The sequence below is a fragment of the Pantoea sp. MQR6 genome, from assembly GCF_022761075.1.
GTDB classification, from domain to species: Bacteria; Pseudomonadota; Gammaproteobacteria; order Enterobacterales; family Enterobacteriaceae; genus Pantoea; species Pantoea phytostimulans.
In genome coordinates, this window is record NZ_JAKYXB010000006.1 from 195,421 (window position 1) to 215,859 (window position 20,439).

Below are 20,439 nucleotides of genomic sequence, written 5' to 3' on the forward strand. Positions count from 1 at the left end.
AGACGCAAGCCAGCCTCGGAGAAATACCCGTCTTGCATCATGAATAATTAAGAGATGCAGCCTAAAGTACTTTGAATGTACTCTGTTGAATATGCACAGATCAGCACGATATGGGGTGGAACAGATGGCGGATGTTATCGGGGAGCAGGAGAGTCAAAGCAGTCGTTACCGCCAGATAGCAGAACAGATCAAGCAGGCTATTCATGCGGGCACGCTGCTGCCAGACAGCCGCTTACCGTCGGTACGCACGCTGGCCACGCAATATAATGTCAGCCTGACGACGGCGTTGAAAACATTACGCACGCTGGAGGATGAGCACTACGCGGTAGCACGCCCGAAGTCGGGCTTTTTTGTTGCACCCCGTCTGCTGGAGAAGCATTCACGGGTAACGCTGGGTGAGCAGCCGCGTGAAGTCGCCCCGCTGGATGAGCAAACTGAGCTGCATCTGGCGATGGTCGGCTCAGATTGCCGCGTACGCCTTGATTTGGCGAATGGTGACAGCGCGCTCTATCCCGTGAAGAAAATCGGCTTGCTGATGCGCCAGATGGGTTACAGCAAACCGGCGCTGTTGGGTAACACGGTAAAAGGCACCGGCTACGCGCCGCTGAAAACCGAGATCGCCCGTCGGGCGGTCGATTACGGCTGCAACATCAACACGGATGATATTCTGATCACCAACGGCTGCATCGAAGCGATTTCACTGTCGCTGCGTGCAACCGTCAAACCCGGCGATATCGTGGCGGTGGAATCGCCCTGCTATTTCGTCTTATTGCAGATGCTGCGTAATCTTGATCTGCGAGTGATTGAAGTCGAAGCCGGGCCAGAAGGCTACGTTAACGTAGAAAAGTTAACGGGTCTGTTTCGCCGTAAAGCAGTGAAAGCGTTTCTTACGCTCTGCAACATCAACAACCCATTGGGAAAAAGCATTCCCAACGAACAGAAAGCGTACATTGCGCGCCAGGCCGACGAAAATGATGTGGTGATCATTGAGGATGATATTTTTGGTGATACCGCGTTTGGTGAACGCCGGCCCTTTCCCATGCGGGCCTTTAGCCCGAATGTCATTTTGTGCAGCGGCTTCTCGAAAACCGTGGCGCCGGGGATCCGCATCGGCTGGGTTCACAGCGTGAATTTCATGCGCAAAATTGCCTCGCTGAAATATACCTCCACTATGGGCACGTCAGTGCTGTCGCAGGCGGCGGTTGCAGAACTGCTGCGCAGCGGCGGCTACGATGCGCACCTGCGCAAGCTGCGACGTGAGCTTTCATCACAAATCAGCAAAATGCGTCAGTCGGTGCTACGCGAGTTTCCGGTTGGCACGCGCGTTTCTGAGCCAGAAGGCGGTTATGTCTTGTGGGTAGAGATGCCGGTTAACGCCTTAAATGTGCGAGCACTGTTTTTAAAAGCGCGCAATGCGGGCATTGGCATTGCGCCGGGGCATATTTTCGCCACCGATGACCGCTACGATCACTGCTTTCGGCTGAATGCCGGCTTCGGCTGGAACGCCGAAGTCGAGCAAGCCATTCGTCAGCTGGCACAATGGTGCCAACAATCGTTGATCGAAAAGCAGGTTTAGTCGCGCCAGGCGTCTTCTACTTCTTCCGCCAGAATCTGTATCGCACGCTCGATATTGCTGGCATCTGGGACATAGTTCATACGCATACACTGGTGCGTGTGCGGCCATTCATGTTCAAGCCCGGGGAAGAAGAAATGGCCTGGCACCATCAGTACACCACGCGCTTTGAGTCGTTGATAAAGCGTTTCCGTGCTGATCGGCAAATCGCGGAACCAAAGCCAGAGGAAAATCGCGCCTTCGGGTTTATGGATCAGGCAGCGATCTTCCGATAAATAGCGACGAATAATGGTGATCGTCTGTGAAACCTTATCCTGATAAAACGGCTTGATCACCTCTTCTGACACGCGCAGCAGATCGCCACGACGAATCATTTCACAGGCAATGGCCGGGCCGATGCCGCCCGGTGCCAGGCTAATAATGCCGTTCATGTTGCCAATCGCGCTGATGGTTTTTTCGTCGGCAATGATAATGCCGCAGCGCGCCCCCGGCAGACCCAGCTTGGATAAACTCATGCAGAGAATGATGTTGGGATTCCACAGCGGACGTGCATCGCTGAAGATAATGCCGGGAAAAGGCACGCCATAAGCGTTGTCGATCAGCAGCGGAATATCATGTTGCTGCGCCAGTACATCCAGCTTTAATAACTCTTCGTCGGTAATAACATTGCCGGTTGGGTTGGTGGGACGCGAGACGCAAATCAGTCCCACATCCTCATTCATCGGGAGATGTTCGAAATCGACGTGATACTTAAACTGGCCTGCTGGCAACAGTTCGATATTCGGTTTCGCCGAGACAAATAATCCTTCATCCAGCCCGGCATCAGCATAGCCGAGATATTCCGGTGCCAGCGGGAACAGCACGCGCTTTTTGCTGCCATCGGCGCGACGTCCAGCGAACAGATTAAACAGATAGAAAAAAGCGCTTTGGCTGCCGTTGGTCAGCGCAATATTTTCTGCGCTGATGGGCCAGCCCAGCTTTTCGCGCAGCAGTTCTGCCAGCGCTTCCAGCAAAACAGCCTTACCACGTGGGCCATCGTAATTGCAGAGCGCTTCGCTCAGCTTGCCTTCATCGTGCATCTGTTGCAGCAGTTGCTGAAAATAGTCGTTCATAGCCGGGATCTGCGCGGGATTACCGCCGCCAAGCATGATGGTGCCAGGCGTGCGCAAGCCTGCGCCCATGTCTTCCATCAAACGTGAGATACCGGAATTTTGTGTAAATTTGTCGCCGAATTGAGAAAAAGCCATAGCGGTTAAAAATTTGTAATAACGAATGGGGGGTCCACCATAACGCCCGCCAGTGGCGGGCGCAATGGGAAGGCGCTCGGATTACTTCAGCGCCTGCGGGTTTACGCAGTTTTTCTCAACGTTGCCGCTCAGTGCGGCGATCAAATTTTCCACCGCATCCTGCATCATGCCGTAGCGGGTTTCGTGGGTGGCTGAACCAATGTGCGGCAGCGTCACGACGTTAGGCAGTTTCAACAGCGGCGAATCTGGCGAGACCGGTTCTTGCTCAAATACGTCCAGACCAGCAGCGTGGATCGTCCCGTTCTGTAACGCAGCAATCAGCGCATTCTCATCCACCACCGGACCACGTCCGGCATTAATCAGCACCGCGCTCGATTTCATTAATTTAAGCTGTTCAGCGCCAATCATATGGTGCGTCTGCTCGGTCAACGGCAGGCTGATACAGACAAAATCACTCTCTTTCAGCAGCGTTTCCAGATCGCAGCGCTGGGCGTCAAAGCGTGTTTGCGCTTCTTCATGTTCGCGGCGAGCGTTATAGAGCACCTTCATACCAAAACCAAAATGCGCACGCTGCGCCAGCGCCATGCCGATGCGGCCCATGCCGAGAATTCCCAGTGTTTTGTGGTGTACATCAATGCCAAACAGATCCGGGCCAATGCTTTGCTGCCATTTACCTGCCTTCACCCACGCATCCAGCTCGGTGACGCGGCGGGCGCTGCTTAATACCAGCGCCATCATGGTATCGGCAACGGTTTCGGTCAGTACAGTCGGCGTGTGCATCAGCACCACGTGACGCTGATTCAACGCATCGACATCAAAGTTGTCATATCCCACCGAAACGCTGGAGCAGACACGCAGTTTTGGCATTTTCGCCAGTAAGTCACCATTCACTTTGCCGCCAGATCCCAGTAAACCTTCTGCCTGTTGCAAGGCGTCTGCATATTGCTGTTGGCTTTCTGGCGACAGATCGTTAATTTCAGTCACCGCGCAGTGTTCGTCGAGGCGGGCGCGCAAATCGTCGGGCAGGCTTTTGTACAGAATCACAGATGGTTTCATCAATTGCTCCCTGTAAATGAGTGACGGGCGACACACAGGTCGCCCGGAAAAATACGCTTAGCGCTTACGCTTTCAGGCGTGTTTCGCACCATGTAGCGGCGGCGTTTTGTTTTGTGCTGGTTTGACGATTAACGTCAACCAGACTGAAACCAACAAGGCACCGCCCATAAAGATGTAGGAGGCTGACGGGCTACCGGTCGCTCCATTAAGATAGCCGACAACCCAGGATCCCAGGAAGGAACCGAGTGCACCCATGCTGTTGATCAGCGCCATCGCGCCACCCGATACGTTGCGAGGCAGCATTTCAGGGATAATGGCGAAGAACGGACCATAAGGGGCATACATCGCAGCACCCGCAATCACTAACAGCGCATAAGAGAGCCAGAAATTATCTGAACCCACCAGATATGAACCGAGGAAAGCCAGCGCACCAATCAACAACAGCGGCCAAACAAACAGCTTACGGTTTTGTGTCTTATCCGAAGCCCAGGAGACCACCACCATCGCAATGGTCGCTGCCAGATACGGTACCGCCGACAACCAGCCTGCTTCAACCATGCCCATTTGCGTACCGTTACGCAGAATCGACGGTAGCCACAGCACGAAACCATACACGCCGATGCTCCAGGCGAAGTATTGCAAACACAGGATGATCACGTTGCGGTTACGGAAGGCTTCGCCGTAGTTACGTACCGCTTTGATATTCTCTTGCTCTTTCTGTAATTCAGCTTGTAAGGCCGCTTTTTCCGCTTCACTCATCCAGCGCGCCTGCGCCGGCTTATCTTGCACCAGGAACCACCAGGCAACGGCCCAGATCACCGCCGGAATTCCCTCAAAGATAAACATCTCGCGCCAGCCGAACGATTCAATCAGATAACCGGAAACCACCGACATCCACAGTACCGTGACCGGATTACCTAAAATCAGAAAGGTGTTTGCCCGCGAACGTTCTGACTTGGTAAACCAGTTGCTGATGTAAATCAGCATTGCAGGCATAACCGCAGCTTCCACCACGCCAAGTATAAAGCGAATGGCCGCCAGCATCGGAATGTTGCTTACTACCCCGGTCAGCGAGGCGCAGCCGCCCCACAAAATCAGGCACCAAAAAATCAGTTTTTTCACGCTACGGCGTTCAGCGTAAATGGCACCGGGGATCTGGAAAAAGAAGTAGCCGAGGAAGAACAGCGCGCCAAGTAGCGACGACATGCCTTTGGTAATGCCCAGGTCGTCGTTAATGCCTGCCGCAGAGGCAAAGCTAAAATTCGCACGATCCAGGTACGCCAGACTGTAGGTGATAAACACGATGGGCATGATGAACCACCAGCGTTTAGGCGCAATTGTCTGCTTTTTCATAGAAAAACCCTCTGTCAAAGCGATTGAGATGCAGGTTAGTATTCGCCCAATTGCTGACGCGTCGGCAAACCTTCGCTGTCGCCAATCACCTGAATCGCCAAAGAACCAATTTTGTTACCGCGGCGAATCGCCTGCGGTAGCGTTTTACCTTCCAGCAGCGCGCTAATGACGCCAACCGCGAAACCATCTCCAGCGCCGACGGTATCCACCACGTTGTCGACCAAAATGGCTTCTACCTGCCCTTTTTCGCCCTCCGCAGTTTTAAACCATGCGCCGTCACAGCCGGTTTTGATCACCACCGCTTTCACCCCTTTATCGAGGTAGAAGTCAGCGATAGCTTCCGGTTGACGATGGCCGGTTAAAATCAGCCCTTCATTTTCACCTGGCAGCACCCAATCGGCATATTCCGCTAAATGGTTAAGCTGCTTACGCATTTCATTTTCGCTGCGCCATAAAACGGGACGCAGGTTGGGATCGAAAGAGATCGTTTTGCCGCGTGCACGCATCTCTTTTGCCGTGTGTTTCAACAGCGCTAATGAACTGTCAGAAATCGCCGCCGCCACGCCGCTCAGATGCAGATGGCGCGCAGAGCCAAAATAGTCGTGATTAAAATCTTCCACCGAAAGGTGACTGGCTGCCGAGCCTTTACGAAAATACTCCACCAGCGGGTCAGAACCATCGTCCACTTTTGACTTAAGCTGAAAGCCGGTCGGATAGCGTTTATCACAGGCTACCTGCTGATGATCGATGCCTTCTTTATCAAGTTGCTGACAGATGAAGCGACCAAAGGTGTCATCACCGACACGGCTTACCCAGCCGACCTTCAAGCCGAGACGCGCCAGACCGATTGCCACGTTAAGTTCTGCGCCAGCCGCGCGTTTTACAAACGTTTCAGCAGCGGCCAGATCGCCGGTCTCACGCGCAACGAACATTGCCATCGCTTCGCCGATGGTCACAACGTCAAGCATGCCGGTTTGATGCGTTGTCATGTTTACTCCTTAAACGTTGCGCAGTAGCGCCACGTAATGACGTGTGACGGCCAACAAATCATCGCCTTCCAGCGGAAATTCAATACCGCGCGGTGCATTTTCTGGCAGCTTTTTCAACAGGTTTAGCCAGCTCTCATCCGCGTCGTCCAGCGCAATAGCGCGGAAGCTGTCGCCTTGCGCGACCGCCGCTTTAACATGGATATAGCTGACATACGCACCCAACTCAGCAGCAGCTTGCTCGGCGTTTTCTTGTGTCCAGCACCAGTTAGCCATATCGAACGTCATGCTAATGGGTAAATCTGCTTCGCTGACCGCAGCGAAAAAACGCTGAGACGGCGCCAGCTTGCCCTGTTCAGTTTGATCGTTTTCTACCGCCAGCTGGATATCGCTGCTGGCAAGAAGTGCGCGCAGCTGCTCGGTTGGCAGCGTTTGGAAGTTGCCCAATGCAATTTTCAAACGCTGAGCCTTTAACTGCTGCGCTTCTTCAAAGTAGTTCGTCAGCTGAGGATTTAATCCGCCGTCGTCACAAAACAGCGTATCGGGTACGGAATAGCTGGTACGTAACTGATGCTGCTCAATGGCTTTAGCCAGCGCAGGCAAGTCAGCCAGCGTGGCGTCATCAAACAGTTCGCGGCGGATTTCAACACCGTCTGCACCAGCCTGTTGAATGATCGGCAATAAGGCTAACTGACCACCAAGTGCGGCGATCTGCTGATGCCCATAGGCGGCGGTAACGACGATGATTTCTGCTTTCATGTTTTGCTCCTGCGGGGACATTCCCGTAACGAATATAAAAACGTTAGATGGAACCGGTTCCAAAGCAAAGAAGCAAAACTTGAAATTATGATCGTGCTCACGAAGTGAGCACGGCGTGGCGGGAAAGAGTCTTAAAAATTAGGGCAAACGCTGGCTGGAACCACGGGTAATCAGTTCACCGGGAAAAACCTGTTCAACGATCGGCAGATCGTTACTTTGAATACGGGCGATTAAGCGCTCCAGCGCTGCATAACCAATCTGCCAGGTCGGCTGTTTCAAGGTCGTGATGCCGACACCCGCTAAAGCGGCCCATTCCAGTTCATCAAAACCAAGTAGGCCAATCTCATCGCCCCAACGCAGATTAATGCGTTGCAGAGCACGCGCGACTTGCAGGGTTAACGCGCCGTTAGCCGCCATCACCGCACTGCGCTTGCCCGCATGACGCTGGTAGAAAGCATTCAGGGCTGCATCCATTTCAGCGGGCTGATGCAGCGGCACTTCAGCGTTTTCATGCTGTATATGCGGGTAATCAGCGAGCACTTTTCGAAATGCCTGCAAACGCTCGCGACGCGTATTGACGCTGCCTAGCGGTTCGCTGAGAAACAGCAAGGCGTCATAACCGTTATCCACCAAATGACGCGTCGCCGTTTCAGCAGCTTCGGCATTATTCAGCCCAACCACATCACACGCAAAGTCAGGAATTTTACGGTCAATCAGGACCATCGGCAGCAAAGATTGTTGCAGGCGACTCAATACTTCTTCACGCATCCCAACGGCGTTGACCACAATGCCTTCCACCTGATAACTGCTGAGCAATTGCAAATAATGCTGCTCCAGATCCACTTCGTTATTGGTGTTACACATCAGTAAGGTGAAGCCACATTCACGACAGGCCGCTTCAATGCCGCACATCACGTCCACAGAGTAGGGATTGGTGATATCGGCGATGATCAAACCAATTAGCCGGGTTCGGCCACGTTTTAGGCCGCGCGCCATCTGACTTGGGCTGTAGCTCAGGTCAGCAATAGCCTGCTCAATGCGGGCCTTGAGATCCACAGAAAGGAGATGTTGTTCACCGTTCAGATAGCGAGAAACACTGGTTTTTCCGGTTCGTGCCGCGTGAGCAACATCGCTGATAGTGGCGCGAGGCGGCCTGGTTTTCATGAAATACCCTGCTAAGTAAGAATCAGGCAGAGACTAGCACAGCCGAAGCCGGTCGCAAAAAACCGTTATGCGTGGGCCTGCAACTGTAGCCAGGGCTGCCAAAGGGTTTGTAATTGGTTTAACGGCGCACCATCAAGCAGAGATAAAACCATCTCCGCGACCCGTTCACCGATTTCATTGTTCGAGGCCTGCCGGATAGCAATAATCGGCTGATCGAGAATCGCATCACGCGGCAGACCATCCCAGGCAATCAACGTGACGGCATTGTCGCCCAGCAAACGGCCCGCTTGCTGGAGCGCCATCGCCGCGCCTTCCGCTAGTGGACTGCAATCGGTAATGATGGCCTGTGGCAGCTTGCCTTGCGCCAGCCAGGCGCAGGTTTGCTGATAGCCGCATCGCCGCGAAGGCGCAACCGCAGCCATAGCAAACGGTGGAATCTGGCCCAGAGCATCCAAATAACCCTGACGCCTGTCGCGCACAAACGTGCAGGGTTCGTTGCCGCCAAGCCAGGCAATCTGTTGCAGATTATTTTTCAGGCAATGATTTACCGCCAGCTGCGAACCGGCGTAGTTATCCACATCAAACCAGGCATAGGTTTGTGGTAAATCGCTGCGCCCCATGGCTAAAAAGTTAAAGCCCTTTTGTTGCAGTTGCAGTAAGCGCGGATCTTGCGGCGTGGTGTGAGTCACGATAATGGCGTCTACCGCACGGCTTCGCAGCATACGCGTTAAGGTAGGTTGGCTTTCTTTTGGCTTATTGGCGAGCAGGAGTAAGTCAATTTCATGGCGGGAAAGGCACTGATCCAGCGTCAGTAATATCTCGCTGAAGAAGCCATCACTCAATGGCGGCGCGCTGACCGGATACACTAAACCCACCGCATTAGCCCGGCCTGTTTTCAGATGACGAGCCGCCGCATTAGGGCGATAGCCGCGTCGGCGAGCTTCCTCTTCCACGCGCTGACGCGTTTCCTGCGCCACATCCTCGTAACCATTCAAAGCACGGCTTACGGTTGTCACTGAAAGACCTAATAGGGAAGCAATGGCTTTAAGCGACATGATGCGTTACTCACAGTTCGGATTTTGATCACGCTAGCATAAAGTTTAACCTGGCTCTATGTATCGGCACCTAACTGGAACTTATTGCGCACTTTTTACTCAAAGTTGTCGGAAAATGAGGTGAACATTAACGGTGTGCCCCCGGTTAAGAGGGCGACACAATTAACCAAGCGGCGTCAACGTAATCTCTACACGACGATTCTGGGCTTTTCCGTCTTCCGTGCTGTTGCTGGCGATAGGATTGTCCGGTCCCGCACCTTGAGTACGTAAACGATTATTCGCGACGCCCTGTCCAATCAACGTGCTGGCTACGCTTTCAGCGCGCTGCTGCGATAAACGCATATTCAGCGCACGCGTGCCGGTACTGTCGGTATAACCCACTACGTTAACAGCCGTTTTTGGATACTCTTTCAGGACCATTGCCACGCCAGACAGCGTATTGGTTCCCGCCGCTTTCAGGCTGCTGCTGTTGGAATCAAAGGTGACATTGTTTGGCATGTTAAGCATGATGTTATCACCCTGACGCGTCACGCTGACGCCCGTACCGCGCATCTTGTCGCGCAGTTTGGCTTCCTGTACATCCATGTAATAACCGACACCGCCGCCCAAGGCTGCGCCACCCGCAGCGCCAATCAACGCGCCTTTACCACGATCTTTCTTCGATGATGAAAGCACGCCTACGCCCGCGCCAACCAGTGCACCGAGGCCAGCACCCATGCCTGATTTACCCGCCTGAGATTCGCCGGTATAAGGATTGGTAGTACAGCCTGACAGGGCCAGGCTGCCGCTCAGTAACAAGGTGATCGCTAATAAATTTTTCTGCATTTTCGTTCCTTTACACTCTTCACAGTGGAGAAATGTCTCCTCTAAAACGGATCGATTATGCCGTGGAATGATGAGGAAAGGCGTGAGGGAAAGTCTTATTTTGTAAACAATGGCCGCTAAAGATTATCGGGATGGCAGAAACAGGTTGTTTGATGATCGTTAATCAGCCCGCAAGCCTGCATAAATGAATAACAGATTGTCGGGCCGATGAATTTAAAACCACGCGCTTTTAAGGCTTTGGAGAGCGCAATAGCCTGCTCTGACGTGGTGGGCGCTAAGCGGTAATCGGCGTGATGATGAACAATTGGCGCATTATCAACAAATTCCCAGACGAAACGGGCAAAATCTTCACCCTTTGCTTCCATTGCCAGATAAGCACGCGCGTTGGTAATAATGGCTGAAATCTTACCGCGATGGCGAATGATGCCGCTGTTTAGCAGCAGTTGCTCGATATCATCCTCATTCATTAAGGCCACGATTTGCGGATCAAACCGACCAAAAGCTTCCCGATAATTTTCGCGTTTTTTTAGCACGGTAATCCATGACAATCCCGCTTGCTGCCCTTCCAAACATAACATTTCAAACAGCATTTTTTTGTCAGTTTGCGCGATTCCCCACTCTTTATCGTGGTACGCCAGATAGAGCGGATCCTGTGTTACCCAGCCACATCGTTGCATCGTAGTAATCCTGATTGTAGGAAAATTTTATCGAGACCCTTGATCTTAGGGACAATCGGTTAATAGTTAAACGACAGGCGCAATAACGATCCTTTAATCAAAGCGCCCGATCATTCCTTCAGCCTCGCCTGGAGAATTCATGTTGCAGAAAAGTCCTTGTACAGGCCAGCACTATCCAGTGCGGCTTTTTTGTAGTGCGTTGCTTTTAGCGATCATTCAACCCGCCTTTGCATGGGGTGGCGACTTTGCCCTGCATGACAATCAAAGTTCTACGGTCATCCCTCCCGACTACAACACCATTTTGGCGGAAAAAATCTCTCGCACTCCATTGGAATTTACCGACGAGCAGCAAGGATTATGGGATGCAGCGCTCAATGCGCCGGCATCGATCCCAATGGCATTGCGTAGCGAACCCGGCAGCGTTGGGGCAACGCCGCTAGGCACCCGTTTTAGTGCAGGCTGGGATTTGCCAATCAATCACTCGTTTACGACCGGTCCGGTGGCGCAATATGCTGTTGATCAGCGCCCGCTCACTTGCCCACAATGTGATTTCAGTGAGCGGCCCAATCACGATCAGGTCGCGAGTGTTGGCTGGCGCGTCGATTCAAAGTTAGGCTGGATTACGCCTTGGGCTCAGCTCAGTTACAGCCATCAGCTCGTGGAGGAGAATCTTAATTACCGTGCTGAAGACGATCCCAACAATCGTCAGGAGAATTGGGTAGACGTCAGCGTCGGGGCGCATATGCCGCTTAACAATAATCTGGCGGCTTTCGCCTCTTTTTCTCAAACCGATGCGCTGAATACCGGTGAACAGTTCATTTATAGCTTGGGTGTAAGCGCCAGCTTTTAAGGTGCGGCATAAAATGAGAAGGCGCGCGTGCTGAATAAAATATAATGAGCGCGCTAATCATAATACTGGTAACACTATGCGTGAAAATTTGACAATTATTGGCCGTGAAATGGCCGTTTTTATATTTGCAGCACTTTTCCTTATTTTGATGGTGGCGCCGATTTATATCGACGTTGCCTGGATGAATGATGCGCTGCATGAAACCTCCTTAACGGAAACCACCCAGGAAGCGTTACTGGCCATTGTGGCCGTGCTGTTCTTTGCTGCGGCGTACCAACGCCCTGAGCAGCGTGGCGCTTTAACCCTGATCGGCGGCTTTTACAGCTGTATGCTGATTCGCGAACTCGATTTCCTGTTTGACATTATTCATCACGGGAGCTGGGTATGGTTTTCGCTGGCCGTGACGGCTGGTTGCCTTGCCGTTGCGATTCGCTCACCGAAACGTACTCTGCAAGGTCTGGCGAATCTGCTGCAAAATCGCAGTTGGCCGGTAATGGCGAGCGGCTTTTTAGTCGTGCTGGTGTTTTCACGCCTGTTTGGTACGCATTATTTGTGGGAACACATGATGATGGATGGCTACAACCGCGTAGTAAAAAATATGGCGGAAGAAGGCACCGAATTGCTGGGATACAGTTTGTGCACGCTGGCGTCGGTACGTTATTTATGGCAAACCCGCCCGGTAACAGCCGCAGTTAGCGAGCCAGTCTTAAAACCCATGGCTTCCCATCGCAGCAAAGCGACGCCCATCACGTCGTCCTAAACGCCTCAGCGCTTTTTGAGCGATTCTGCGCGTTAAAAAAGGTACAATATGCACTTCTGCGTCGGACAGGTCATCTCTCCGGCGCAACGTGTTTGCTAACGTCAGGTCTCTTCATGTCAGTCAAAATCTTAACGTCAACGCTTATTGGCCTGGATGCTTTCCGTCAGGATCCACTTAACGCCCTTCAACAGGCTGACAAAGGCACGCTGGCGGTGTTAGAAGATTATGCGCCGGTGATGTACGCCATCACGCCGGAGCGTTTGGCGCAGCTCTTAGCGCTGGAAGCCGCCATACAGCAACCCAATGACGTGGCGCTGGATGACAGCCTGTTTAACGATGCGCCCGCCGCGATTCATACGCCGGTCGGCAAGTTTGCCATGTACGATGGCTGGCAACCGGACGCTGATTTTTCACGCCAAGCCGCAATTTGGGGCGTCGCACTCAGCGAATCGGTGACCGCCTCGGAGCTGGCTGCATTTGTCGCCTATTGGCAAGCAGAAGGCCGATTATTCCATCATGTTCAGTGGCAGCAAAAGCTGGCGCGTAGTATACAGATGAATCGCGCCGCTAACGGCGGGCAGCCTAAGCGTGACATTACGCAGTTGCCCAATCCCGACCGTACTATTCCCGATGGTTTCCGAGGTGAGTAATGAAAACGCCGACCGATCTCTTTAGCCGTCTGAAAAAAATGATGCCTGCCGGCACCCAACCTAAATTCACCAGTGGTGAAGATCTGCTGGCGTGGAATCAGGAACAAGGCCGCTTGCGTTCTGAAGCCATTGTGCGCGAAAACCGCGCGATGAAAATGCAGCGCATCATGGGCCGCTCCGGCATTCGCGAACTGCATATGAACTGCTCATTCGATAACTATCGCGTTGAGAATGAAGGCCAGCGTAAAGCGCTCGAACTGGCGCGACAATATTGCGCAGAGTTTGACGGCAGTATCGCCAGCTTTGTTTTTTCCGGCCGTCCTGGCACAGGTAAAAACCATTTAGCCGCAGCTATTGGCAACGATTTAATTTTACGCGGTAGAAGTGTGTTAATCGTTACGGTCGCCGATCTGATGTCCAGCATGAAAGGCACGTTTAGCGGCACCAGCGATATCACCGAAGAGCGGCTGATTCAGGATCTCAGCAGCGTCGATCTGCTGGTGATCGATGAAATTGGAATGCAAAGCGAATCGCGTTACGAAAAAGTCATTATTAATCAGATTGTTGATCGCCGATCCTCATCAAAACGTCCTACCGGTATGTTGTCCAATCTCGACCACGCAGGTATGAATACTTTGCTGGGAGAAAGGGTGATGGATCGCATGCGCCTGGGCAACAGCCTTTGGGTGCGCTTCGACTGGGAAAGCTATCGCAGCCGGGTTCGCGGCGACGAATATTAAATCTTACTGCCCGCTTCGTCGGGCAGTTTTATTTCAGCCGCTGCCGTTTTAAAGTGCAGCGGGCAGACAGCATCACCTTCCATTTCCAATAACCGTGCCAGGACGCTGTTATCCTGACCAGAGATAAATCCCTTAATGCCGACGACGCTGCTGTGTTCGTTGGGCAGCCCTTCTGGAATCTGCGATGAACGTGCTTGATTATGCGGTAATGGCGCTGTATGCCCTGATGATCGTACTCATTACGCTATGGGCGATGCGGAAAGTGGGCAGCACGCGCGACTTTTTTACCGCTGGCGGCAAAATGCCATGGTGGCTTTCTGGCGTCTCGCATCATATGTCTGGCTACAGCGCCGCCGTCTTTGTCGCCTATGCCGCCGTTGCATATAACATGGGCATCACGCTCTATTTCTGGTGGGCTTTGCCCATCTCCATCGCAGTATTCATTGGCTCACGGGTGTTTGCGCCACGTTGGGCGCGTTTGCGTATCCACATGAATATTGAATCGCCAATGGAATATCTCGTCACGCGCTACAATTTGCCAACGCAGATGGTGCTGGCGTGGAGCGGCGTACTGCTGAAAACCTTTGATGTCGGCGCCAAATGGGCCGCTATTGCGGTCATCATCAACGTATTTACCGGTATTGATCCGATCATCGGAATTTGCCTTTCTGGTGCCCTGAGCCTGTTTTATACCGTAATAGGCGGATTGTGGGCAGACGCCTGCAACGATTTTGGTCAGTTCATCGTGCAGTTTGTGGCGGCGATTGTCATGCTCATCGCCGTTGCCCTGCATTTGGGCGGTTTTCATGCTTTATTGTCCATCTGGGATCATTTGCCAGTCGGTCACACGCAAATCGTGCAGGAACCCTACACGCTGGGGTTTATTTTTGCCTATTTCATTATTTACACGCTGAGCTACAACGGCGGCACCTGGAATTTGGCGCAGCGGTTTATTGCTGCTTCTGGGGGGCGCGAAGCGCGTAAAGCCGCCCTGCTTTCATCCGCGCTTTTCCTGATCTGGCCGCTGGTGCTGTTCTGGCCGATGTGGGCTGCTCCACTGCTCTATCCTGATCTTGCCGATCCGTCGCGTGCATATTCACTGATGGCTATGGAATTGCTGCCCAATGGCTTAGTCGGCCTGGTGTTGGTCGCTATGTTTACACATACGCTCTCAATGACCTCGTCTGATGCCAATGCCATCACCGCCGTTGTTACTCGCGATATTCTGCCCGGCATGATGCCGAACCTTTTCCAGCGCGGTAAAAGCTCTTTGCTGGTGGCGCGTCTCACCGCGTTTCTGTTCATTATTCTGACGTTAATTATCGCGATAAATGCCAGCCACTTTGGCGGCGTTTTATCGTTACTGATTATCTGGTTTGGTGGCCTGGTCGGCCCCATTTCTATCCCTATGCTGCTCGGTTTGCTCCCGTGGTTTCGGCGCAGCGGCAGCGCGGCGGCGCTCACGAGTTGGGCCATTGGCGTTACGACCTTTTTCTACGTGAAGTTTGTATTGAACGATGTCAGTACCGCCACGCAGGTTGCCGCGCCCGTGCTCTCTTCACTGGTGCTGTTCACCGTAATGGGCTGGATGCGGCGCTCACCCGTTGATCCGCAGGTTGATGCACTTCTCCACGCACTTAATAACGATCAGGGCATGCCGGAAAATTCGCGCTGGCCACAGGAAAGCTCCGTTTCGCCAGAGCGTTAATTGTGTAATGCCACGGCGATCGCCGCCGGTTATTGGGCGTTGTGTGAAACAGGGCATGAAAGTGTGGGGTGACGAATGCACAGACGCTGATACACTGAAACTCTTCTCTTCTGTTGAGTGAATGCGTCATGAAAGCCAGTGGCAAAGGGCCAGCATTATTGCGGCTAAATAACCAAAAGCGGGTGATGACGCAACTGCGCAGGATGCGCGTAACGTCACGCCAGGATCTCGCCCAAACCCTGTCGCTCAGTAAAAACACGGTTTCGTTGATCATTGATGACCTGTTGGAACAGGATCTTATCGAGGAGTTAGGCCCGGTCAGCGTGGCGACCGCAGGACGACCAAAGATTGAAATCACGCTGCGCCCGGAAAAGTTAAAAAGTGCTGGCGTGATGGTAGAGCGTAATACCATTCACTGGCGCGTCTGTGACTATTTTTCACAGGTACTTGCTGAAGAAACGCTACGCACTGACACCAGTAATCCCACTAAACTGCTGGCTGAACTGGCAATGGTTTGTCGTGAGATCAGCGATAAATTCCCCGACTTATTGGGCATCGGGCTGGGCTTTCCCGGCATTGTCGATCCGCAACGCGGCTGGATGCACCTTTCTACCCATCTCGGCTGGCAGGATGTCGATCTGCTCACCTCTCTGCGCAAACATGTCCGTATGCCTATCCGCGTCATGAATAACGTGAAAGCGGCAGCGCTGCTCTCTGTGCAGCAACTTGCGCTGACGACAGAAAGCAGCCACTTCTATCTGCGCATTTCGGAAGGTATTGGCGGTGCGTTAGTGCAGGATGGTGAGGTCTTTACCGGCAATAGCTGGACGGCGGGAGAAGCGGGCCATTTAACCGTACAACCAAACGGACCCCGTTGCAGCTGTGGCCGACAAGGTTGCCTGGAAGCTCTGATTAGCCAACCGGCGATAAAACAACAGCTGGCTCAACGTCAGCCGGGCTTAACCTGGCAAAATCGAGAAAGCGCCCCAAAAATTGTGAATGAAGTGATGATGCAGGCGGGAAGTTTTCTGGGTAAGGCGCTGAGTCAAATCATGCTGCTGCTTAATCCGGCCAGCATCGTGATTGATTGCCCATGGAGTGCACATCTCGGGTTTTGCGAGGCAGTCAGCGGCGTGGCAGAGTCCAGCGCATTGGCTTTTACCTATCAACATACCGATCTGCATTTTCTGCAAACCCGGCTTAACCCGGCAAATGGATTGGCGCTAGCTGTGCTTGAACAGTATGAGCAGCGAGTCAGTTAATCCATTCATTTTCCATATAAAGGGCAGCTTTCGCTGCCCTTTCATCTTATGAACGCGACTGATTAGCCGGTTCATTCACCAGAACGCCTTCCTCAGCCTCAACATTGAATTTCTCCAACACGCGCGCATGGATTTTTTCCAGCGGCACGCCCGCCGTTTCAGGTAAATAACGGAAGGTGAAGAAATACATGCCCACCGAGAAGATTGCGAACAACAGCAGCGGGAAGCCGCCATGGAAGACTTCAACCAAGTAAGGGTTGCTGTTCATAATCGGGAACGTGGTACTGATGATGAAGTTTGCCATCGACATTGCGCAGATTGAAATGCCCACGCAGATAGCGCGAATTTCAGTTGGGAAAAGTTCACCCAGCACCGTCCAGACAACTTGTCCCCACGTGATGCCAAAGAACACCATGTAAGCGAATAAACCCACCACAGCCAGCAAGCCAGGCAAACGGTAATAAAACGCGACAAAGGTATACGCCAGGAAGATGGCAGAAGTGATGGCCCCAATCAGCAACAGCTTGCGACGTCCCATTTTATCAATTAATGACATGCCAATCAGCACACCCACAAACTGACAAACCGAGAGCCAGAAAGTTTGTAACAGCGCGGAATCGGTGCTGCTTGCGACATTTTTCAACAAGGTAGGACCGAAATATTGAATAACATTAATGCCGCTGATCTGGTTACCCACCGCTAATCCAATACCGATAATCAACAACGGCACGGTGGTTTTATTCAGGCGGAAGCGGGCTTTGTGCTGACTCGCGGCCTCTGTGGAGAACGAGCTTTTAATCTCCTGCAAAACGCTTTCTGCGTGATCGCGATTAGAGATTTTGCTTAGCGTATCCAGCGCCTCTTTATCTTTTCCCTTCAGAACGTTCCAGCGAGGGGATTCAGGAATGAAAGCGATAAAGAAGACAAACAGCGCACAGGGCACTAATGCGGTCGCCAGAATGTAGCGCCAGCCGATATCAATCATCATTTCTGGCAGCATCGATTTATTGATGAAGTAGTTGGTCAGCAGAACCACTGATTGCCCACCGACGCAGCACACGGCATATAACGCGGTAGTGCGACCACGAAACTTTGAGGGTGACAGCTCAGCAAGGTAAATGGGAGAAATCACCGAAGCCAGACCAATCGCCAGGCCGCCGAGAATGCGGAAGGCGACAAAGGTAACGAAGTTGTGCGCGATGGCGGTGCCAACTACCGAGGCGGTAAACAGCAGTGCGGTGATCGCGAGGGATTTTTTTCGGCCAAATTTATCGCTGAGTTTTGGCGCAATGAAGCAGCCCACCAGGCTACCGAGCAGAATATTTGACACAGCCCAACCGGTTTCAGCTGGTGATAACTGAAAATATTCACTTAGCGGCTCGATTGCACCGGAAATAATCGACGAGTCATATCCCATCAGCAGGCCGCCAAATGCAGCGACCGTACAACAGAGCATGACGTATTTCATGTTGTAGCGTTTTTGCCGGGTATCCATCTTTCAAGCTCCTGTTCTCTACTGCCTGAACGTATCCAGTTCAGAAAGAGGAGTCGTTATTGTCTTCGGGTTTAGCGGCTTCAGAGTGAAAGCACACATGAAATATATTTTCTAAATCGATCAATTTGGATTAATTTTTCCAAAAGTGTGAGCGGGGTTGGAATATTTCGTGATAGTAAAGATGGGAAACTATCAATTTTTGCCTTTAGGAACAGCAGGATAAACAGATAAAACCAAAAAAAGAGAAAACTATCAGTGATTACAAAAGATTAACCCCTGAGAAAGTAACACGCTTACTTTTCAGAAAACTAAGCCAGTACGCTTGATGAAAACTTTTATTTATATAAATCATACTGATAAGAAACAAGCTTTGACTACTTCATGACGTTCAGCTCAAAAATCTGCAGTGAGAGAGAACAGAAATTAAGACAGGAATTGATTTCTTCCCAAAAGATATGAAATTATTTTTCCATTATGGAGAGAGATAAAAAGAGAGAGTTGGAAGCGTTGAAGCTGTGCATTGCTTAACAGCCGCGTAAATAACTGCGGAGCTCACAGCAGTCGAACCTGCCCAGGAACGCTGATGGTCCCAGCTGGCTTTGAAATTTGGCCACCTCACCGGAAACGACGATCTGTCTTTATGATAAGGCCGCTGGGGATAGCATTCGCCAGATTGCCGACAAGACTGCGGCGGGGTTAATCACATCGCAAAAGCTCGCGCATGCGACCTTGATCAATTTCTTCACACGGTTTCAACCTGCCTACGCCATTCCAGTAGATACTGAGCGCGTCATCATTCCACGCAATAGGAGCAGGTCATGTTCATTGGCATTGATCTCGGCACGTCGGGTATCAAGGTGGTGTTAGTCGACGCGCACAGCAATGTGCTGGCCAGTCAAACGGAAAAACTCAGCGTGTCCCGGCCTAAACCGCTGTGGAGCGAGCAAGATCCTGAAGCATGGTGGCAAGCGCTAGACCGCGCAATGCAGGCGCTGAGCAAAGATCATCCTCTGCGCGACGTTAAAGCGATAGGGCTGAGTGGACAAATGCACGGTGCAACGTTGCTGGATAAGGAGTCTCGCGTGTTGCGTCCAGCCATTTTGTGGAATGACGGTCGCAGCGCTGAACAGTGTCGTGAGCTGGAAGAGAGAGTGCCGAATTCACGTCACATCACCGGTAACCTAATGATGGCAGGCTTTACCGCGCCAAAGCTACTTTGGGTACAGCAGCATGAACCAGATATTTTTCGCCAGGTCGCTAAAGTGCTGCTGCCAAAGGATTATCTGCGCTGGCGTTTGAGTGGCGATTTCGCCACCGATCTTTCCGACGCGTCGGGCACGATGTGGCTGGATGTGGCGCAACGCGACTGGAGCGATGAAATGCTTCATGCCTGTAACCTGACGCGTGAGCAGATGCCGCGCCTGTTTGAAGGAAACGCGATCACCGGTACGCTGAATGCTGAACTCGCGACGCGCTGGAAGATGAACGCGGTGCCGCTGGCTGCGGGCGGTGGTGATAATGCCGCCGGTGCGATAGGCGTGGGCATGGCGGAGCCGGGGCAAGGCATGTTGTCGCTGGGCACATCCGGCGTCTATTTCGTCGTGAGCGACGGCTATCTCAGTAATCCCGAACGGGCGGTCCATAGCTTTTGTCATGCATTGCCGCAGCGCTGGCATTTGATGTCGGTGATCTTGAGTGCGGCGTCATGTCTTGATTGGGCCGCCGCGCTAACCGGTTGTGAAGACGTTTCGCAATTATTAAACGAAGCGGAACAGGCCAAAACGGATCTGTCACCGCTGTGGTTTTTGCCTTATCTTTCTGGCGAGCGCACGCCGCATAACAATCCTGAAGCTAAAGGCTGTTTCTTTGGTTTTACCCACCAGCATGGTCGGGCTGAACTCGCGCGTGCCGTGTTGGAAGGCGTGGGGTTCGCGTTAGCGCAAGGCATGGATGCCGTGCATGACTGTGGCGTCACGCCAGAGAGTATTATGCTGATCGGCGGTGGCGCACGCAGCGCAATGTGGCGGCAAATGTTGGCAGATATCAGCGGACAGACGCTGGATTATTGTCACGGCGGCGACGTGGGGCCTGCATTGGGCGCGGCACGTTTGGCGCAGTTGGCGGTCGATCCTGATGCTAAGGCCTCTACATTGGTGCTGGCTCAGCGCCATCAGCCTGATGCGGAACGCTTTGCCCGTTATCAGCCAATGCGCGAGACGTTTAGCCGGTTGTATCAGCAGTTACAGCCTTTAATGGCGTGAGGAAGAAGCCACTGATGG

18 protein-coding genes are annotated in these 20,439 nt (G+C 52.5%); 8 read left to right on the top strand and 10 right to left on the bottom strand.

The features are described 5' to 3' along the window. Nucleotides 1-124 precede the first annotated feature (124 nt). A complete protein-coding gene (locus tag MUG06_RS19880; RefSeq protein WP_243079797.1) occupies nt 125-1,576 on the top strand; it encodes a PLP-dependent aminotransferase family protein in 1,452 nt (483 codons plus the stop codon). Here MUG06_RS19880 and MUG06_RS19885 read toward each other — a convergent pair. From MUG06_RS19885 to MUG06_RS19925, 9 genes are all read right to left on the bottom strand, one after another. Further along, nucleotides 1,573-2,820 carry a valine--pyruvate transaminase gene (locus tag MUG06_RS19885; protein ID WP_243079798.1) on the bottom strand — a complete coding sequence of 416 codons (1,248 nt, stop codon included), beginning with the start codon at nt 2,818-2,820 and terminating at the stop codon, nt 1,573-1,575. The two genes, MUG06_RS19880 and MUG06_RS19885, sit on opposite strands and share 4 nt — an antisense overlap. 81 nt (nt 2,821-2,901) lie before the next feature. Next, nucleotides 2,902-3,876, bottom strand: a complete 975-nt coding sequence (gene ghrB / locus MUG06_RS19890; RefSeq protein ID WP_243079799.1) for a glyoxylate/hydroxypyruvate reductase GhrB — start codon at nt 3,874-3,876, stop codon at nt 2,902-2,904. A 72-nt stretch (nt 3,877-3,948) separates the two neighbouring features. Next, nucleotides 3,949-5,229 carry an MFS transporter gene (locus MUG06_RS19895; RefSeq protein WP_243079800.1) on the bottom strand — a complete coding sequence of 427 codons (1,281 nt, stop codon included), beginning with the start codon at nt 5,227-5,229 and terminating at the stop codon, nt 3,949-3,951. Nucleotides 5,230-5,264: 35 nt separating this feature from the next. Then, on the bottom strand, nt 5,265-6,218 hold the full coding sequence (locus tag MUG06_RS19900) for a sugar kinase (protein ID WP_215848081.1): 954 nt from the start codon (nt 6,216-6,218) through the stop codon (nt 5,265-5,267). Nucleotides 6,219-6,227: 9 nt separating this feature from the next. Further along, nucleotides 6,228-6,974 (bottom strand): sugar phosphate isomerase/epimerase, encoded by a 747-nt coding sequence (locus tag MUG06_RS19905; protein WP_243079801.1) that lies wholly within the window; start codon nt 6,972-6,974, stop codon nt 6,228-6,230. A gap of 138 nt (nt 6,975-7,112) precedes the next feature. After that, nucleotides 7,113-8,138, bottom strand: coding sequence for a LacI family DNA-binding transcriptional regulator (locus MUG06_RS19910; RefSeq protein WP_243079802.1), 1,026 nt, complete (start codon nt 8,136-8,138; stop codon nt 7,113-7,115). Nucleotides 8,139-8,203: 65 nt separating this feature from the next. Continuing rightward, nucleotides 8,204-9,193, bottom strand: coding sequence for a LacI family DNA-binding transcriptional regulator (locus MUG06_RS19915; protein WP_243079803.1), 990 nt, complete (start codon nt 9,191-9,193; stop codon nt 8,204-8,206). Nucleotides 9,194-9,355: 162 nt separating this feature from the next. After that, on the bottom strand, nt 9,356-10,018 hold the full coding sequence (locus tag MUG06_RS19920; protein ID WP_215848084.1) for an OmpA family lipoprotein: 663 nt from the start codon (nt 10,016-10,018) through the stop codon (nt 9,356-9,358). Between the two features lie 116 nt (nt 10,019-10,134). Continuing rightward, the gene (locus MUG06_RS19925) at nt 10,135-10,695 is read right to left on the bottom strand and encodes a DNA-3-methyladenine glycosylase I (protein ID WP_243079804.1); all 561 of its coding nucleotides are present in this window, start codon (nt 10,693-10,695) and stop codon (nt 10,135-10,137) included. A 139-nt stretch (nt 10,696-10,834) separates the two neighbouring features. On the opposite strand from MUG06_RS19925, the gene MUG06_RS19930 reads away from it, so the two are divergent. The 6 genes from MUG06_RS19930 to MUG06_RS19955 all read left to right on the top strand — a co-directional run bounded on the left by MUG06_RS19930 (nt 10,835) and on the right by MUG06_RS19955 (nt 16,665). Then, complete coding sequence (locus MUG06_RS19930; protein WP_215848086.1) at nt 10,835-11,545, top strand: autotransporter domain-containing protein; 711 nt, start codon at nt 10,835-10,837, stop codon at nt 11,543-11,545. A 76-nt stretch (nt 11,546-11,621) separates the two neighbouring features. Further along, complete coding sequence (locus MUG06_RS19935; RefSeq protein ID WP_243079805.1) at nt 11,622-12,305, top strand: hypothetical protein; 684 nt, start codon at nt 11,622-11,624, stop codon at nt 12,303-12,305. Nucleotides 12,306-12,418: 113 nt separating this feature from the next. After that, a complete protein-coding gene (gene dnaT, locus MUG06_RS19940) occupies nt 12,419-12,955 on the top strand; it encodes a primosomal protein DnaT (RefSeq protein ID WP_215848087.1) in 537 nt (178 codons plus the stop codon). Further along, nucleotides 12,955-13,695, top strand: a complete 741-nt coding sequence (gene dnaC, locus MUG06_RS19945) for a DNA replication protein DnaC (RefSeq protein ID WP_215848088.1) — start codon at nt 12,955-12,957, stop codon at nt 13,693-13,695. The genes dnaT and dnaC overlap by 1 nt, the downstream gene beginning before the upstream one ends. Before the next feature lie 184 nt (nt 13,696-13,879). Then, on the top strand, nt 13,880-15,403 hold the full coding sequence (locus MUG06_RS19950; protein ID WP_243079806.1) for a sodium:solute symporter family protein: 1,524 nt from the start codon (nt 13,880-13,882) through the stop codon (nt 15,401-15,403). Nucleotides 15,404-15,531: 128 nt separating this feature from the next. Next, entirely contained in the window at nt 15,532-16,665 is a 1,134-nt protein-coding gene (locus MUG06_RS19955; RefSeq protein ID WP_215848089.1) for an ROK family protein, read from the top strand. Nucleotides 16,666-16,711: 46 nt separating this feature from the next. Here MUG06_RS19955 and MUG06_RS19960 read toward each other — a convergent pair whose 3' ends face one another. Then, nucleotides 16,712-18,160: a sugar porter family MFS transporter gene (locus MUG06_RS19960; RefSeq protein WP_243079807.1), complete on the bottom strand. Its 1,449-nt coding sequence runs from the start codon at nt 18,158-18,160 to the stop codon at nt 16,712-16,714. A gap of 818 nt (nt 18,161-18,978) precedes the next feature. Between MUG06_RS19960 and xylB the strand changes: the two genes are divergently transcribed. Next, entirely contained in the window at nt 18,979-20,421 is a 1,443-nt protein-coding gene (gene xylB / locus MUG06_RS19965; RefSeq protein ID WP_243079808.1) for a xylulokinase, read from the top strand. The last annotated feature ends 18 nt before the right edge of the window (nt 20,422-20,439 follow it).

What these genes read in the sequence shown, in the direction of transcription:
- MUG06_RS19920 (WP_215848084.1), bottom strand. Translation starts at nt 10,018, where the DNA reads ATGCAGAAAAATTTATTAGCGATCACCTTGTTACTGAGCGGCAGCCTG.
- MUG06_RS19935 (WP_243079805.1), top strand. Translation starts at nt 11,622, where the DNA reads ATGCGTGAAAATTTGACAATTATTGGCCGTGAAATGGCCGTTTTTATA.
- dnaT (WP_215848087.1), top strand. Translation starts at nt 12,419, where the DNA reads ATGTCAGTCAAAATCTTAACGTCAACGCTTATTGGCCTGGATGCTTTC.
- MUG06_RS19925 (WP_243079804.1), bottom strand. Translation starts at nt 10,695, where the DNA reads ATGCAACGATGTGGCTGGGTAACACAGGATCCGCTCTATCTGGCGTAC.
- MUG06_RS19895 (WP_243079800.1), bottom strand. Translation starts at nt 5,229, where the DNA reads ATGAAAAAGCAGACAATTGCGCCTAAACGCTGGTGGTTCATCATGCCC.
- MUG06_RS19885 (WP_243079798.1), bottom strand. Translation starts at nt 2,820, where the DNA reads ATGGCTTTTTCTCAATTCGGCGACAAATTTACACAAAATTCCGGTATC.
- xylB (WP_243079808.1), top strand. Translation starts at nt 18,979, where the DNA reads ATGTTCATTGGCATTGATCTCGGCACGTCGGGTATCAAGGTGGTGTTA.
- MUG06_RS19960 (WP_243079807.1), bottom strand. Translation starts at nt 18,160, where the DNA reads ATGGATACCCGGCAAAAACGCTACAACATGAAATACGTCATGCTCTGT.
- MUG06_RS19880 (WP_243079797.1), top strand. Translation starts at nt 125, where the DNA reads ATGGCGGATGTTATCGGGGAGCAGGAGAGTCAAAGCAGTCGTTACCGC.
- MUG06_RS19955 (WP_215848089.1), top strand. Translation starts at nt 15,532, where the DNA reads ATGAAAGCCAGTGGCAAAGGGCCAGCATTATTGCGGCTAAATAACCAA.
- MUG06_RS19905 (WP_243079801.1), bottom strand. Translation starts at nt 6,974, where the DNA reads ATGAAAGCAGAAATCATCGTCGTTACCGCCGCCTATGGGCATCAGCAG.
- MUG06_RS19950 (WP_243079806.1), top strand. Translation starts at nt 13,880, where the DNA reads ATGAACGTGCTTGATTATGCGGTAATGGCGCTGTATGCCCTGATGATC.
- MUG06_RS19900 (WP_215848081.1), bottom strand. Translation starts at nt 6,218, where the DNA reads ATGACAACGCATCAAACCGGCATGCTTGACGTTGTGACCATCGGCGAA.
- dnaC (WP_215848088.1), top strand. Translation starts at nt 12,955, where the DNA reads ATGAAAACGCCGACCGATCTCTTTAGCCGTCTGAAAAAAATGATGCCT.
- MUG06_RS19915 (WP_243079803.1), bottom strand. Translation starts at nt 9,193, where the DNA reads ATGTCGCTTAAAGCCATTGCTTCCCTATTAGGTCTTTCAGTGACAACC.
- MUG06_RS19910 (WP_243079802.1), bottom strand. Translation starts at nt 8,138, where the DNA reads ATGAAAACCAGGCCGCCTCGCGCCACTATCAGCGATGTTGCTCACGCG.
- MUG06_RS19930 (WP_215848086.1), top strand. Translation starts at nt 10,835, where the DNA reads ATGTTGCAGAAAAGTCCTTGTACAGGCCAGCACTATCCAGTGCGGCTT.
- ghrB (WP_243079799.1), bottom strand. Translation starts at nt 3,876, where the DNA reads ATGAAACCATCTGTGATTCTGTACAAAAGCCTGCCCGACGATTTGCGC.